Origin of the sequence: Nisaea sp., assembly GCF_965216895.1 — a bacterium.
Classification (GTDB): domain Bacteria; phylum Pseudomonadota; class Alphaproteobacteria; order Thalassobaculales; family Thalassobaculaceae; genus Nisaea.
The window spans coordinates 1,228,098-1,242,604 of the sequence record NZ_OZ244205.1 but is presented as its reverse complement, the minus strand read 5'-3'; the positions used below and the strand labels follow the sequence as shown (position 1 = coordinate 1,242,604).

Below are 14,507 nucleotides of genomic sequence, written 5' to 3'. Positions count from 1 at the left end.
ACCGGGGCCGGCGGCGCGGCCGGGCCGCGCGACGGGGGGATCCCCGGAGCGAACAAGTCGGCCACTATAGTCTCGCGACCTTTCGTAAAGGTAAAGCCCCCCTGGAATCCGTGCGTTTCGCGACCGCGCTCCCGGATCAGTCCCGCTCGGCGAAAATCGCCAGCAGCACCTGGTCCGCGCGACCGCCGGCGCCGGAGGCAACCGGCAGCAGAAGCCGGATCGCGGACCTGAAGCTCTTCTGGAACACGGAGATGCGGTGCAGCACCGGCGTCCGGCGCTCCAGCGCGGCGGCGAGGTCCGCGGTCAGGCGGGTGCCGTAGCGCGCATCGATCTCCGAGGACAGGCCGCCGGTCCAGTCCTCGCCGGTCAGCTCGACGATCCCGGTACCCTCCAGCCGGTTGCGGAAATCGCCGCCCCCGGGCAGCTGCTGGTAGATGCTGACCAGGCCGAGCCAGCGCCGGAGCTCGAACGGTCCGAAATCCGCGCGGCCCGGCACGCCGCCGGCGGCCGCGGCCTTGTCCTGCCAGTAGTCCAGCAGCGCCGCCGCTCCGGCCGGGGCCCCGACCGGCAGGCGGGCAAGCGCCTGGGTGCCGCGCGGCGAGATATGGTCCATAAGCGCCCTCGAACCTGCCGTCCCGCCGTCAATCTACCCCGCCGCCGCATTGCTGGCCACGGTCATGGCGGCGCGGCCGGGGCGGGCGGAGAGAGGCGGCGCGGGCGGCGCGCCTCAGCCGCGCCTCAGCCCTCCAGCAGTTCCGTCAGTTCGAATTTCGTCACATCCACCAGCCCGAGATCGCTGATCCGGAGCTCGGGGATCACCACCAGCGCCAGGAGCGAGTGCTGCATGTAGGCGTTGTTGAGCCTGCAGCCGCACGCCTCCATCGCCTCGACCATGCGCTGCGCCTTGGCCGCGACCTCGGCCGCCGGGCGGTCCGACATCAGCCCCGCGATTGGCAGCTCGACCAGCGCGATCTCGGCGCCGTCCTTCCAGACCGTGACCCCGCCGCCGATCTCGCCGAGCCGCATCGCCGCCTTGGCCATCAGCGCCCGGTCGGTGCCGACGACGATCATGTGGTGGCTGTCATGGGCGACGGTGGAGGCCATCGCCATCCGGCCCTTGTAGCCGAAGCCGGAGACGAAGCCGTTCACCACCCCGCCGGTCGCGCGGTGGCGCTCGACCAGCGCGATCTGGCAGACGTCCTGCGCCAAATCCCCTTCCACCACCCCGTCCACCACCGGCAGCTCGGCCGTCAGCGCCCTGGTCGGCGCCTGGTTCTCGACCACGCCGATCACCTTCGCCGTCACCGCGTTCGCGCCCGCGGGCGCCGGGATCTCGAAATCGCCCGGCGCAAGCTCCTTGCCGAGATGCACCGTCCGCCGCACCTCTTCCGGCCAGGCGTAATGCGGGCAGTCGACCGTGATCTTCCCGTCCCGCGCCACCGTCACCCCGCGCGCGAAGACCTCCTCGATCGGCAGGTCCCGGAGATCCGAGGTCAGGATCATGTCCGCCCGCCGTCCGGGGGCGATGGAACCGAGCTCGCGCTCCAGGCCGAAATGGCTCGCGGTGTTGATCGTCGCCATCTGCAGCGCGACCAGCGGGTCCGCGCCGCAGGAGATCGCGTGGCGCACCACCCGGTTCATGTGCCCCTCCTGCACCAGCGTGCCGGAATGGCTGTCGTCGGTGCAGAGGATGAAATTGCGCGGATCGAGGCCCTTTTCGGTGACCGCCGTGATCTGGCTCTCGACATCGTACCAGGCGGAGCCGAGCCGCATCATCGAGCGCATGCCGTTGCGCACCCGCGCGATGGCGTCGGCTTCCGCCGTGCCCTCGTGATCGTCCGCCGCGCCGCCCGCGACATAGGCGCTGAAGGCGGCGCCCCGGTCGGGCGAGGCGTAGTGCCCGCCGACGGTCTTACCGGCGTTCATGACCGCCGCCATCTCCGCCAGCATCTGCGCATCGCCGTTGATCACGCCCGGAAAGTTCATCATCTCGCCGAGCCCGATGATGCCGGGCCAGTGCATCGCCTCCGCCACGTCGCCCGCGCCGATCTCGAAGCCGGTGGTCTCCAGCCCGGGGGCGGAGGGGGCGCAGGAGGGCATCTGGGTGAAGATGTTGACCGGCTGCAGCAGCGCCTCGTCATGCATCATGCGCACGCCCCGGAGCCCGAGCACGTTGGCGATCTCGTGCGGGTCGGTGAACATGGTCGTGGTGCCGTGCGGGATCACCGCGGCGGCGAACTCCGCGGGCGTCAGCATGCCGGACTCGATATGCATGTGCCCGTCGCAGAGCCCCGGGATCAGGTAGCGCCCGCCGCCGTCGACCACGCGGGTCGCCGGCCCGATGCAGTGCGAAGCGTCCGGCCCCGTATAGGCGAAACGCCCCTCGGCGACCGTGACCTCCCAGTCCAGCACCTCGCGGCTGTGCACATTGACGAGGCGGACATTGCGGATGACGAGATCCGCGGGGGAGCGCCCGCCCGCAACGGCGACGAGGCGCGGGGCGGCTTCGGGCCAGGATTTGAGGGGGAGGGGCATGGGGGCTCCTGATAGGGAGTGTAACTCGAAGAATGGGATCAGAAAACCGCAATGAGATTAATCATCATTTAAAAGCCGGAAAGCGTTGATCGATCCATTTTTTCAGGCCGAAGAGCCTCTGGGTACGGCTGCCTTTGCTCCGAGTTCGTGAGCTGGCGCCTGACCTGAAATCAGCTAAATTCTCATCGATCTCAGCATTGGGATTCGAGTTATCTGTTGCGTCAATATATGCCTTCGCGAAAGCAGAAAGAGCCGCCTTCCAATCGTCGACAGAAGCATTCGGTTTCAGATCAAGTAGGCAGTGAAGCGTGTATACATAGTTTTGGGTTTCAAAGAACGCGCGGGCGTTGTCGTCTTTGAATACGTCGCAAATGAATTTTAGAGATTTTATAACTTTTTTTGTATCTATTTCAGACTCCGTGTATTCGCTGCTGAAATCATTGTATAAGTCGTTCATGCTTGTCGGGGTATCGCTTACTATCCCTTTTCTCTCATATCCAAGAAGTTGACTAGCAAACTCAACGTCTCCCATACGGCGTATGTTATCGGTTGTAAAAATATTCAAACCTTTAAATTCTTGGCTATCTGCCACTTTGAGCGACGCATTTAGAAATGCTCCGTTCAGTGTCGCGTGGCGCATTTCTTGAGGGTTGAGGGAGCGGTCCGTTTCATTCAAGCGAGCAAAAATTCTTCGAATTTCATCTTCATCGACGGTGCTCGGAATCCGCCGTGCGTTAATATTGTATTGAAATATTGATGCCCTCTGCTCGGCACTCAAATCTTTCCAATATTTGTCGGCATATGATTCTTCCTGGTGACTTGGATCGAGAAAAGATTTCTTCAATGGCCATTCATTGCTTGTAAATTCACGAAGTGTAGAAAGTCTTTGTTGTCCGTCAACTATACTAAATTTTTGTTGTCCGGTGTTTACATCCGGAGACTGCTCCCAAAGATATATCTCTGGCATTGGGTATTCCATAAGTACGGTTTCAATTAGTCTGACTTTTTGTTTGTCTGTCCAAATAAGTCTTCTCTGAAATGATCTGTCTACATAGTAATCTGAGTTTCTCATTTTTGATAGAATTTCTGTGATGTTTGGTCTCGATGGTTGTATTTCGTTATTGAATCCCATGTTGTTCTCCGAGTTTTTGCAGGCTCCAAATATGGTAGGATTTCGCATCCGACCAAGTGTTATAAACGCGTAATTTTATTGTCTGCGTGATGCCAAATTGACTCGTTGAGGTTTTGCGCACTTTATCAAGTAGCGATGACAGATCGCGAAGGTAGCGTGTTTCGTTTGAATTATCTGTTCCCACCATAATAAATCGACGAAAAATATCTTCTTGATAGTATTTTCGTGCGTCTACTGCGCCATTGTAGTGTGCGCGTCTCAGGTTATGCCAAGTTTCATTGAAAATACCTTTTGATACGACGACGAGGTCAATGTCTGATGGGTTTTCGTCTTCCTCGTTTGGCTGAAATGCACGAAAATTTTTTTCGGGCGACAGGCTGAAGCCATATTTCCCGCTTCCAACGATTGCAATATCTGATGGATCGTTTCTAAAAATTTCACTGAAGACCGTTTTCACGCGATCATATTCGTCACCGCTCCTGGTGGGGCAGAACGGCAATTATATACTTGACTGAACAAGGCTCCTTCCCCACATACACGGGTGAGGAGAAAGACCATGGATATCACCGCCAAGATCTACCACGACGAAGACGCAGCCCGAGAGCACCTGGAACAGATCCGCTGGCCGAATGGCGCGATCTGCCCCGACTGCAATCGGACCGAGACCGTCTCCGCTCTGGGCGGCAAGTCCATGGGACCCGGCTGGTATCACTGCAACGCCTGCCGCAAGAAGTTCACGGTTCGCGTCGGCACCATCTACGAGCGCTCCAAGATCGGCCTGCACAAGTGGGTGCTGGCAACGCATCTGTTCGCTTCCTCGAAGAAGGGCATTAGCGCGCACCAGCTTCACCGTATGCTTGGCGTGACCTACAAAACTGCTTGGTTCATGGCTCACCGCATCCGCGAGTCCATGCGTGAGTTCAGCGCCGATCCCGTAGGCGGTGACAACAAGGTTGTCGAGGCCGACGAGACCTATATCGGCGGCAAGGCGAAGAACCGTGCGTTCCGCAAGCCCCGCGCCAAGGAAGCCGTCATGTCTCTGGTGGAACGTGACGGTAAGGTCCGCTCGCGCCATATCCCCGACGTTACGGGCCGCACCGTGCGCAAGACTATCAACGAGCAGGTGGACATCAAGTCCATGCTGATGACCGATGAAGCGCCCGTGTATCGCAAGCCCGGCAAAGCCTTCTCGGCTCATGGCACCGTCAACCACTCCATCGAGGAGTACGTGCGCGGTGGGTTCTTCCACACCAACACGGTGGAGAACTATTTCTCCATCCTGAAACGTGGCATCCACGGCACCTATCAGGCCGTGTCCAAGAAGCACCTGAAGCGCTATCTCGGGGAATTCGACTTCCGTTACAACCATCGCAACGTCGATGACTTCGAGCGCGCCGTTGCCATCATCAAGGGCGCCGAAGGCAAGCGTCTGACCTATCGGCGGACTGCTGCTTGGGCATAACTCCGGTGGCCGTCTGAGCCGTAAGGAGTTTCGCCAATTGATCGAGTTGGCGAAACTAGAACTCTACCTTCACGACTCGACTCGCGACGACTGAATCAGCCAAAATGGCCGTAACCATGAGGAGGGAAGGTGAACAACCGGAGCCCAAATCATGGTTACGGCCCAGACAGGTCGTGTGTCGCCCCATGTCGGGGGCGGCTAATGGACCGGATCGGGACCAGCTCCGTCCCCCGTGCTAGTTGGCCGACTCAGTGAGTCCGCCCCAACACGGCACGGGCCACGGGTATTGCAGTCTCGTGAACGTTCGACGCCCAACCCAAGATGCGCATAGGGACGGGCACGACGTAACAACGCGTCGTTAAACAAGTGCGGTTTTATCGCCGCAGCGCTGCGGCCTAACCGGATCAAATACGATGGTTAAGGTCTCAGTTCAGTTTGAAGTCAGCTATCGGCAATTGTTCGCTTTCGTGGTGGCGGTTGCCGCTTACTTCTTCTGAGGGCGGCGGGGTGCTTCGGCACCCCGTTCGTTCTTCGGCTTATGCGGCTTCGGAGGCGTGTTGAGCATCCGCCGCAGGATCTCGTCGCCCTTGCGTTGACCTTCTTCGGTCACTTTCGGTTCGTCGTCTTTTTTCGGAGTGTCTGACATGTCCGACCATGATTCCCCAAAAGGCCCGTTCCCTCTGATCACAGAAGAGAACAAATTTAACGCCGAACTAGCGCGGATTCTTGAGTACCACGCCATGGAGATTGGCCGCGTTGCCATCTCCTGGAACGTGCTGCACGAGGAACTTGGGCAGCAATTCGCGGCGACAGTCTCCCCCAAGGCCCAAGACGTTGCCCTTGCCGCTTGGCATGCGGTGAGGTCCGATAGAAACGCACGCGATATGCTAGCCGCAGCAACAAAAAAGCTTTTCGGCCCGGAAAGCAAGTTCGCGCATCTGCTCATTAAGGGCGTCTTGAATCAAATGAACAGCATCGAAGACGCGCGCAACTCGATTCTGCATGCCCCCTATGGGTTCGATTTCAATGAACAGTTCGAAGTTTTCTTCGTGCCATCAAGCGAACACGGAAACCCGCACGCGCGCAAACTCGCCGAAAAAGGGTTCGTGGATGAAATTCAATTCACGGAATGGAAAATCAACGAACTTCGAAGATTTCTGCACGCGATCCAGCACCAACTCGGCCATCCAGAAGACGCGCGTTCATGGCCCGATATACCTGCTCTGCGACGTGCTGAGTTCGATAATCAGCAAGATCGCTATAGTTCTCAGCGACAACAGCAGCCCCCGCCTGAATCATCTCAGGAGTAACCTCAATCTCCTCAACCTCTTGATTTTCCTCTGCCATCCCGAACCAGTTCAGTCAAGTATATAGTTGCCGGCAGAACCATGCGTAGTCGTTGAATAAGAGAGAGTTGGCGAACTCGACTGGGCCAATTGTTCGAAGTAATCGAAGCAGTTCTCGATTAGTCATTCGGGTCGCCAATCTATTAGAATTTCATGCTGAATTGCCAGATCGACTTCGGCTTGGGTAGTCAGTTGGTGTGATATAAACTCACTTCCGGAACATGAAGGTAGCCCTAATGCTTCTATAAGCGGTGCGTCGTATTGACCCGATAAGCGCAAAATGCCCTCGCGAGCTAATCGGTCCCGCGTACCGTTGCCTTTGTCCGAGCGGATGCGGCGCATAAAGTCTTGCTGTTGTGCCACAGCTTCAATGACTTCTCGCGTGATTGGTATCCCTTGCACCTTTCTGAACAGCTCAGCTACGCGCCGATTGCCAGATGTCTGAGCAAATATTCGGTCAACTACTTCTGGTGCTACGGTACGCCAAAAATTTGGTGGATATGGCTGGCGTTGCAACAACCAGAGTATGTTCGCAAATCCTGATGACGAAATACTTTTCTTCGAGTCCTTGTTTTGGCCAGATGTTAGATATTCTGGGCGCGCGACAATCAGTCCAAGGTAGCAATTAGCTTGCACTTCGTCTGCAGCCACAAGGATACAGGGATGGTTGAAAGCCTCTGTTGGGATCATCCAGTTGCTGCCCATCGTGTTCTTGATGTCGACATCTCGTCCAAGAATTACTGTATCGAGTTTACCTTTAGGCAGTCGTAGCAGAGCCCGAAGTTCAATCTCTACTCGTGTGCCAATGTAGGTTTTTTCAGTTTTCTCCAGCTCATCGTATGAGCGCCGTCCCGTCTTAGGGGTCATAATAACGTCATCGATGCATTGACGGAGCATCTCGGAGAATTTGGCTGACAATTCTGCATTGCCGCCCGCCCGTTTCGTTATCTCATCCGCAATGGAGATCAGTAAATCGTAGTCTTGATGCCCTGGAACGACAACGCTGTCTGGAATATTCTTTTTCAAATGAAATCTGCTCTGAGAATTTGTTCATTCTCAGTAGCTTGGCACAGGCTTATGCGTTTGAGAAGGCTAGCTGTTGACCGCCATGAGCACAGGGTGCGTCAATGCTTCTGCAATTCGTGCTGACACGGCGTGCGCTACAGGAGGCGGGAACGCGTTCCCGACCTGCCTATATGCGTTCGTCTTCGCTCCCGTGAAATGCCAATCATCCGGGAACCCCTGCAGCCGGGCCACCATTGGCACGGTCAGACGCGGCATTCCGTTATGAAAGGCATCCGGTGCTTCGGGGGCAATTGTCCGTCCTTCAACGCCGAGTGATGCCCAGGCCGCCCGTGCACGGGTTGGGCCGAGGTCAGGGCCCCCATGCTTCTTTGAGCCGCCGACAATAGTCGGAGCGATTTCATCGGCTTTCGCTGCCCAGTCGTCCGCACCGCGCCACCCGCGCGCTGCCATCAGATCGCGCAAGGTTTCGCCGACGGTAGGCGGATCGAAAGGATTTGGTTCGGGCCAACTGAATAACTCAGCGCGTTCTTTTTGTATTGCGACAATTACGACGCGAGGACGGAGTTGCGGCACACCAAAGTCGGACGCGTTCATAAGCCGCCAGGCCGTCTTGTACCCAAGCTTGTCCAACTGCGTTTTCAGGCGCTCGCGGTAGTCATGGAACACGGCGTCTAAGAAACCGCGAACATTTTCGATCATCACAGCGCGGGGACGAGTGAAATCAATTATGTCGATGGCATCGTTGAACAGGTTGCGCTCGTCCTTCTCGCCCAACTGTTTGCCCGCGACAGAGAAAGGAGGGCAGGGAAGTCCGCCAGCCAGAAGGTCCATGCCTCTGTAATCCGCCGAACGCTCTTTGAAGATCCGCATGTCTTCTTCAATGACGTTCCATTCGGGCCGGTTGTGGCGCAGTGTGTTGCAGCAGTGCGCATCGATCTCGACCAACGCAGTGTGGGAGAAGCCGGCTTGTTCCAGGCCGAGGGCTTGCCCCCCAGCACCAGCACATAGTTCGACAGACGTCAGCATGTTGCGCTCCCCTTTCGCTCGCATACAATCTGTTGTGGTCGGCTAGATCAATACTTATCTTACGGCAGTATATATGTTCCCGCTTTGTTCGCAACTAATTTTTGGTGTTTTTAGAAAATTTTCTCGCATAACGTGCAGTATGCTGGCGGAAGTAAGCTCATTCTTTGATTCCTGAAGGGGTATGGAAGGTTTAGGTGGCAGATAAAATCAGTCCGCATCGGCGTAGTGAGAATATGCGCCGCATTCGAAGCAAGGATATGAAGCCGGAGATGGTCGTGCGCCGTCTCGTTCACCGGCTCGGATACCGGTACCGTCTCCATCGTAAAGACCTTCCCGGAAAACCTGATCTTGTGTTCGGCCCACGGCGCGCGGTGATCTTCGTCCATGGATGTTTCTGGCATCAGCATGACAAAGCTAGTTGCCTGGACGGTAGGGCGCCTAAATCAAATACGGGCTATTGGGGGCCGAAGCTCGCTCGCAACGTTGAACGCGATGCAGGGGCGCAAATGGCACTCGCCGAGGCTGGATGGCGCGTTCTTGTGATTTGGGAGTGTGAGACGAGGCAACTTGGCGATCTTGAGAATCGCATTCGCGAATTTCTCGATTCTTGTTCTTGAAGTTACAGCTCAGCCGTTCCCGCTCCCCACTTCCCCACCCTCATCACCCCCTGCTACCCTCCCATTGTATACAAAAATAAGGGAGGCTCCCCCATGACCAAGCTCGGCCTGTTCATGATGCCGCTCAACCGGCCCCAGCGCGATTTCCATACCGTGCTGCAGGAGAACCGGGAGCTGGTGAAGCTCGCGGACCGGCTCGGCTATGCCGAGGCCTGGATGGGGGAGCATTACACCTCGACCGCCGAGCCGGTGACCTCGCCGCTGCTGTTCAACGCCTCGCTGATCGCCGAGACCGAGAACATAATCTTCGGCTCCGGCGTGATCTCGCTGCCGCAGCAGCATCCCGTGGTGGTGGCGGGGCATGCGGCGCTCTTCGACCATCTCGCCCGCGGGCGCTTCATCTTCGGGATCGGCTCGGGCGGGCTCTCGAGCGACTGGGAGATCTTCGGCAATCTCGACCACAAGGCCCGCGCCATGGCGATGGTCGAGTCCATCGACCTGATCCAGAAGGTCTGGTCGGAGGACCCGCCCTGGAGCCACGAGGGCGAGCATTTCACCGCGACCATCTCCGACCGGGTGCTGCCGGACTACGGAATCGGCCGCTTCATAAAGCCCTACCAGCAGCCGCACCCGCCGATCGCGGTCTCGGTGCGCGGCGCCAATTCCATGACCGCGCATTTCGCGGGGCAGCGCGGCTGGTGCCTGCTCTCGGGCAATTTCGTGCCGGCCTCGGACATCGCGACTCACTGGCCGACCTATGCGGGCGGCGCGGAGAAGGCAGGGCGGCGCGCGGACCCGAACGTCTGGCGCGTCGGCCGCTCCGTGCTGATCACGGAGAGCGATGCTCAGGCGGAGGAGATCTGCCGGGATCCGGACGGGGTGTTCGCTTGGTATTTCCGCTATCTCGGCGCGCAGGGCCAGCTCGCGGCGGGGACGAAGCCGGAGGAGATCGACTGGGACGCGGTGCAGGCGGACGCGATGGGGAAGGTGCGCGATTTCGTCATCGCGGGCTCGGCCGGGACCGTGCTCGACAAGCTCGTCGCCTTCCGCGACGAGATCGGCGATTTCGGCACCCTGATGCTGACCGCGCACGACATGGAGGGGACGAAGGAGATGTGGCTCCGCTCCTTCACCCGGATGGCGGAAGAGGTCTGGCCGAAGCTGAAGGGGTATATGGAGGAGAAGCGCGCGCCCCATGCCGCGAGAGGGGCGGCGGAGTAGGCGGGGCTCCAGTGCGGCTGCATTCCTCCTACACCTCGCCCTATGTCCGCAAGGTGAAGATCTTCCTCTACGAGACCGGGCTCCGGGACGAGGTCGAGGAGGTCTATACCCATCCCGCCGACGAGCCGGCGCTCAGGCCGCTGAACCCGCTCGGCAAGATCCCGGTGCTGGAGACCGGCGAGGGCACGGCGCTCTACGATTCCGTCGTGATCTGCGCCTGGCTCGACACCCGCCATTGCGGCGTGCAGCGGATCCCGGAGGCGGGACCGGCGCGCTGGCGCGTGCTCCGGGGCGAGGCGCTCGCCGACGGGCTGACCGATGCGGCCAATCTCCGCCGCAACGAGGCGCTGAGGGAGCCGGCAAGCCTGATCTCGCGCGACTTCATCGCCCGCCAGGACCTCGCGATCTGCCATGCCCTGCTGGCGCTCGATGAAGCGGCGGTCGCTTGGGAGGCGGGGGCGCCGGTGCTGCACGACCAGATCTCCGCCGCCGCCGCGCTCGGCTACATCGCCTTCCGCTACGGCGATCTGCCATGGCGGGAGCACTGCCCGCGGCTCGCGGACTGGTTCCGGCGGTTCTCCGCCCGCGGGAGCTTCGGCGCCACGCTGCCGCGGGAATGGCCCGGCCGCCCCGCGCCGCCACCGCAAGCGGTGCCACCCGCCTGGTCGGTCGCGCTCTGAGGGAGAGGGCGCCGGCCCATGCCGCGCATCCCGCCCCGCCCGTTCCGATCCGGCGCGGGAGCGCTGCGAAAGCGGCGGTGCCGCGCGGAGCGGGGCGCGCTATCATGGGTACCGCTCCGGCGTCCTGCCGGGGTCTCGGCCTCGATGCGTGATTACGGGAGAAATGCACTGAACGGAACCGCGTCCCCTGAGCGGGAAACGGACGGCGGCGATGCGGGAAGGCGGGCTTCGGGGCCGCTTTCCCTGATCGCCGATCCGACCTTCCGCAAGCTCTGGCTGATCGGCGTCCTGATGGGCGCGATGCGCTGGCTCGAACTGCTCGCCGTCGGGGTCTGGGTCTACGACCTGACCGGCTCGCCGGTGCTGGTCGCTCTGATGACCCTGCTCCGGATGCTGCCGCTCGCCCTCTTCGGCTCCTTCATCGGCGTGGTCGCCGACCGGCTCGACCGCAAGCTGCTGCTGATCGGCTCGCTCGCGCTGATGGCGGGGACGGCGGCGGCGCTGGCGCTCTCGGCCTGGGCGGGAACGCTCTCGCTCTGGCAGGTCGGGCTCGGCGCCTTTCTCTCCGGGCTCGGCTGGTCGACCGACCTGCCGGTCCGGCGCACGATCCTCGGCGAGAGCGTCGGGCACGGCCGGCTCGGCCCGGCGATGTCGATGGACAGCGCCTCCAACAACGCGACCCGCATGGTCGGCCCGATCGCCGGCGGCGGGCTCTATGCCGCGATCGGCATGGAAGGGACCTATGCCGTCGCCGCGCTGTTCTACGGCCTCGCCGTGGCGCTCGCCTGCCTCGTCGCCTACCGTGCGGCGGAACGCGCGCCGAGGCCCTTCGCACTCATGGGGGAGCTCCGCGAGGGCTTCGCCTGGCTGCGCCGGAGCCGGGCGCTGATGGGGCATCTCGGGATCACCGTGATCGTCAATCTCTTCGCCTTTCCCTACGCCTCGATGGCGCCGGTGGTCGGGCGCGAGACCTTCGAGATCGATCCGGTCAGGATCGGCCTGCTGCTCACGGTCGAGGGCGCGGGGGCCTTCGCCGGCGCGCTGCTGATCGCCTTCGTCGCCGTGCCCGACCGCTACCGCCGGATCTATCTCTCCGGCTCCGTGCTGTTCGTCGCCTGCATCCTCGGCTTCTCGCTCGTCACCAGCTACACGGCGGCACTCGTCATCCTCGCCGTCGGCGGCTTCGGCATCGCCGGCTTCGCCTCGATGCAGAGCGCGATCATGTTCTCCGAGGCGCCGCCGGAGATCCGCTCCCGGCTGATGGGCATCCTCTCGGTCTGCATCGGCAGCGGGCCGCTCGGCGTGCTCCATGTCGGCTGGCTTGCCGCGCATATCGGCGGTTCGGCGGCGCTGACGGTGATCGCGCTTGAGGGGCTGGTGGCGATCGCGGTGCTGGTCTGGAAAGTGCCGGAGCTGCGGCGCTAGGAAGAAAATTGCGCACCCGCTCCGTCGCGCGGACTGGTTCCGCGCCGAAGCTGATCCAGATCAAGGGATGGGTCCCGCCGGCACGCTAGACTCGTGTCCGGTCGGCAATCTCGGCGCGGGAGACGGAGCGAATGGACGAGGAACCGAAGAACGGAAAGCCGCAGCTGATCAAGTGGGCTTTGCTGGCCGGCCTTTTCTTCGCGCTGCTTGCCGTCTCGCAGATCCTGACGACGGAGGAAAGGGCGGCGCCGAAGAGCTATAGCGAGTTCAAGTCCCTGGTCGGTGCCGGGCAGGTCGAGAGCGTCACCTTCGAGGGCGCGAGGATCCGCGGGTTGCTGCGCAACGGCGCGGCGGCGACGCCGTTCTCCTCCTACCTGCCGCCGACCGGCGATCCGGACCTGCTGGAGATGCTGGAGGAGCAGGGCGTGATGGTGCGCTCCGAACCGGCCGACGACAGCGACTCCTGGCTCGTGTCGCTGCTGCCCTGGTTGCTGATCTTCGGCGTCTGGTACTTCCTCTGGTTCCGCATGTCCGGCTCGATGATGGGTGGCGGAAGGGGCGGGGTCGGCGACATCCTGCGCGGCCGCACCGAGCCGGTGAAGAAGGCGAAGATCCCGAAGATCCGTTTCGCCGACGTGGCGGGGCAGAAAAACGCCAAGGCGGAGGTCTCCGAACTGCTCGAGTTCCTGCGCGACGCCGAGCGCTACCAGAAGCTCGGCGCCGAGGTGCCGCACGGCATCCTGCTGCAGGGCCCGCCCGGCACCGGCAAGACCATGCTGGCCCGGGCGCTCGCCGGCGAGGCCGGGGTGCCGTTCTTCCACATGTCGGCCTCCGAATTCATCGAGATGTTCGTCGGCGTCGGTGCGTCGCGCGTGCGCAACCTGTTCGACGCGGCGAAGAAGGCGCAGCCCTCGATCATCTTCATCGACGAGCTCGACAGCGTCGGCCGGGTGCGCGGCGCCGGGCTCGGCGGCGGCCATGACGAGCGCGAACAGACCCTGAACCAGATCCTCGCCGAGATGGACGGCTTCGAGGGGCACGAGGCGGTGGTGGTGCTGGCGGCGACCAACCGGCCCGATGTGCTCGACCCGGCGCTGCTGCGTCCCGGGCGCTTCGATCGTCACGTGACGCTGGAACTGCCGGATCTCGCGGGCCGCGAGGCGATTCTGAAGGTGCATTGCCGCAGCGTGCCGCTGGCGGGCGATGTCGACCTGCATCGGGTCGCGACCGGTACGCCCGGTTTCTCCGGCGCCGACCTGAAGAACCTCGTCAACGAGGCGGCGATGGCGGCGGCGCGGGAGAGCCTGACCAAGGTCGAGGCGCGGCATTTCGATGCCATGCGCGATCGCATCATCATGGGGGCGGTGCGTACGCTGGCGATCCACGAGGACGAGCGGCACAGGCTCGCGGTGCATGAAAGCGGGCACACCGCGGTCGCCTATTTCCTGCCCCAGGCGGATCCGCTGCACAAGGTGACGATCATCCCGCGCGGCCGCTCCCTCGGCAGCACGCATCAGCTGCCCGAGATCGAGCGCCATACCCTGCCGGAAGCCTACCTGAAGGAACGGCTCGCCGTGATTCTCGGCGGCCGGGCGGCGGAGCAGGTGTTCCTTGGCTCGGTCAGCTCCGGGGCGGACGAGGATATCCGGATGGCGACGCAGATCGCCCGCTCCATGGTCGGACGCTGGGGCATGTCGGAGGAGGTCGGTCCGGTCGACGTCCGCGAGAGCGAGTCGCACCCCTTCCTCGGGCGTGAGATGTCGCAGCCGCGCAGTTTCTCGGAAGCGACCGCGGCCACCGCCGACAAGGCGGTGCGGCGCTATCTCCTCGAGGCCGAAGCGCGGGCGGTGGGGCTGCTGAAGGAGAACGAGACCAAGGTCGCCCGCCTGATCGCCGAACTGGAGGAACGCGAGACCCTCGACCGCAACGAGATCGCGGTCTGTCTCGGTCCCAAGGAGGTCGTCTCAGGCGGAACGGCGAAGGCGGCGAAACGTCCGCCCGTCCCGGGTGCCGGCGAGCAGGACAGCGTGTGACCGC

The 14,507-nt window shown here is 61.7% G+C and carries 14 protein-coding genes; 7 read left to right on the top strand and 7 right to left on the bottom strand.

All coding sequences use genetic code 11. The features are described from left to right. Positions 1 to 136: 136 nt before the first annotated feature. From ACOOE1_RS06000 to ACOOE1_RS05985, 4 genes are all read right to left on the bottom strand, one after another. A complete protein-coding gene (locus ACOOE1_RS06000; RefSeq protein ID WP_420405431.1) occupies positions 137 to 613 on the bottom strand; it encodes a PAS domain-containing protein in 477 nt (158 codons plus the stop codon). 125 nt (positions 614 to 738) lie between these two features. Next, positions 739 to 2,535: an adenine deaminase gene (gene ade, locus ACOOE1_RS05995; RefSeq protein WP_420405430.1), complete on the bottom strand. Its 1,797-nt coding sequence runs from the start codon at positions 2,533 to 2,535 to the stop codon at positions 739 to 741. A gap of 64 nt (positions 2,536 to 2,599) precedes the next feature. Next, the gene (locus tag ACOOE1_RS05990; protein WP_420405429.1) at positions 2,600 to 3,667 is read right to left on the bottom strand and encodes a DUF262 domain-containing protein; all 1,068 of its coding nucleotides are present in this window, start codon (positions 3,665 to 3,667) and stop codon (positions 2,600 to 2,602) included. Then, entirely contained in the window at positions 3,654 to 4,124 is a 471-nt protein-coding gene (locus ACOOE1_RS05985; RefSeq protein ID WP_420405428.1) for a hypothetical protein, read from the bottom strand. Before ACOOE1_RS05985 ends, ACOOE1_RS05990 begins: the two co-directional genes overlap by 14 nt. Before the next feature lie 99 nt (positions 4,125 to 4,223). On the opposite strand from ACOOE1_RS05985, the gene ACOOE1_RS05980 reads away from it, so the two are divergent. Then, positions 4,224 to 5,129 carry an IS1595 family transposase gene (locus ACOOE1_RS05980; protein ID WP_420405427.1) on the top strand — a complete coding sequence of 302 codons (906 nt, stop codon included), beginning with the start codon at positions 4,224 to 4,226 and terminating at the stop codon, positions 5,127 to 5,129. A 484-nt stretch (positions 5,130 to 5,613) separates the two neighbouring features. Here ACOOE1_RS05980 and ACOOE1_RS05975 read toward each other — a convergent pair whose 3' ends face one another. After that, the gene (locus ACOOE1_RS05975; RefSeq protein WP_420405426.1) at positions 5,614 to 5,775 is read right to left on the bottom strand and encodes a hypothetical protein; all 162 of its coding nucleotides are present in this window, start codon (positions 5,773 to 5,775) and stop codon (positions 5,614 to 5,616) included. On the opposite strand from ACOOE1_RS05975, the gene ACOOE1_RS05970 reads away from it, so the two are divergent. Then, positions 5,774 to 6,439: a hypothetical protein gene (locus tag ACOOE1_RS05970; protein ID WP_420405425.1), complete on the top strand. Its 666-nt coding sequence runs from the start codon at positions 5,774 to 5,776 to the stop codon at positions 6,437 to 6,439. The genes ACOOE1_RS05975 and ACOOE1_RS05970 overlap by 2 nt on opposite strands. A gap of 159 nt (positions 6,440 to 6,598) precedes the next feature. Here ACOOE1_RS05970 and ACOOE1_RS05965 read toward each other — a convergent pair whose 3' ends face one another. After that, entirely contained in the window at positions 6,599 to 7,501 is a 903-nt protein-coding gene (locus ACOOE1_RS05965) for a NaeI family type II restriction endonuclease (protein WP_420405424.1), read from the bottom strand. A gap of 66 nt (positions 7,502 to 7,567) precedes the next feature. Next, positions 7,568 to 8,527, bottom strand: a complete 960-nt coding sequence (locus ACOOE1_RS05960; protein ID WP_420405423.1) for a DNA cytosine methyltransferase — start codon at positions 8,525 to 8,527, stop codon at positions 7,568 to 7,570. 194 nt (positions 8,528 to 8,721) lie between these two features. On the opposite strand from ACOOE1_RS05960, the gene ACOOE1_RS05955 reads away from it, so the two are divergent. From ACOOE1_RS05955 to ftsH, 5 genes are all read left to right on the top strand, one after another. Beyond that, complete coding sequence (locus ACOOE1_RS05955) at positions 8,722 to 9,144, top strand: very short patch repair endonuclease (RefSeq protein ID WP_420405422.1); 423 nt, start codon at positions 8,722 to 8,724, stop codon at positions 9,142 to 9,144. 93 nt (positions 9,145 to 9,237) lie between these two features. Continuing rightward, a complete protein-coding gene (locus ACOOE1_RS05950; RefSeq protein WP_420405421.1) occupies positions 9,238 to 10,365 on the top strand; it encodes an LLM class flavin-dependent oxidoreductase in 1,128 nt (375 codons plus the stop codon). Between the two features lie 11 nt (positions 10,366 to 10,376). Further along, complete coding sequence (locus ACOOE1_RS05945; protein WP_420405420.1) at positions 10,377 to 11,045, top strand: glutathione S-transferase family protein; 669 nt, start codon at positions 10,377 to 10,379, stop codon at positions 11,043 to 11,045. Between the two features lie 144 nt (positions 11,046 to 11,189). Further along, positions 11,190 to 12,470 carry an MFS transporter gene (locus ACOOE1_RS05940; protein ID WP_420405419.1) on the top strand — a complete coding sequence of 427 codons (1,281 nt, stop codon included), beginning with the start codon at positions 11,190 to 11,192 and terminating at the stop codon, positions 12,468 to 12,470. Between the two features lie 131 nt (positions 12,471 to 12,601). Further along, complete coding sequence (gene ftsH / locus ACOOE1_RS05935) at positions 12,602 to 14,503, top strand: ATP-dependent zinc metalloprotease FtsH (RefSeq protein ID WP_420405418.1); 1,902 nt, start codon at positions 12,602 to 12,604, stop codon at positions 14,501 to 14,503. Positions 14,504 to 14,507 lie beyond the last annotated feature (4 nt).

Excerpts from the sequence above, each read along its gene's own strand:
- ACOOE1_RS05960 (WP_420405423.1), bottom strand. The coding sequence starts at position 8,527 with ATGCTGACGTCTGTCGAACTATGTGCTGGTGCTGGGGGGCAAGCCCTC.
- ftsH (WP_420405418.1), top strand. The coding sequence starts at position 12,602 with ATGGACGAGGAACCGAAGAACGGAAAGCCGCAGCTGATCAAGTGGGCT.
- ACOOE1_RS05990 (WP_420405429.1), bottom strand. The coding sequence starts at position 3,667 with ATGGGATTCAATAACGAAATACAACCATCGAGACCAAACATCACAGAA.
- ACOOE1_RS05975 (WP_420405426.1), bottom strand. The coding sequence starts at position 5,775 with ATGTCAGACACTCCGAAAAAAGACGACGAACCGAAAGTGACCGAAGAA.
- ACOOE1_RS05940 (WP_420405419.1), top strand. The coding sequence starts at position 11,190 with ATGCGTGATTACGGGAGAAATGCACTGAACGGAACCGCGTCCCCTGAG.
- ACOOE1_RS05980 (WP_420405427.1), top strand. The coding sequence starts at position 4,224 with ATGGATATCACCGCCAAGATCTACCACGACGAAGACGCAGCCCGAGAG.
- ACOOE1_RS06000 (WP_420405431.1), bottom strand. The coding sequence starts at position 613 with ATGGACCATATCTCGCCGCGCGGCACCCAGGCGCTTGCCCGCCTGCCG.
- ade (WP_420405430.1), bottom strand. The coding sequence starts at position 2,535 with ATGCCCCTCCCCCTCAAATCCTGGCCCGAAGCCGCCCCGCGCCTCGTC.
- ACOOE1_RS05970 (WP_420405425.1), top strand. The coding sequence starts at position 5,774 with ATGTCCGACCATGATTCCCCAAAAGGCCCGTTCCCTCTGATCACAGAA.
- ACOOE1_RS05950 (WP_420405421.1), top strand. The coding sequence starts at position 9,238 with ATGACCAAGCTCGGCCTGTTCATGATGCCGCTCAACCGGCCCCAGCGC.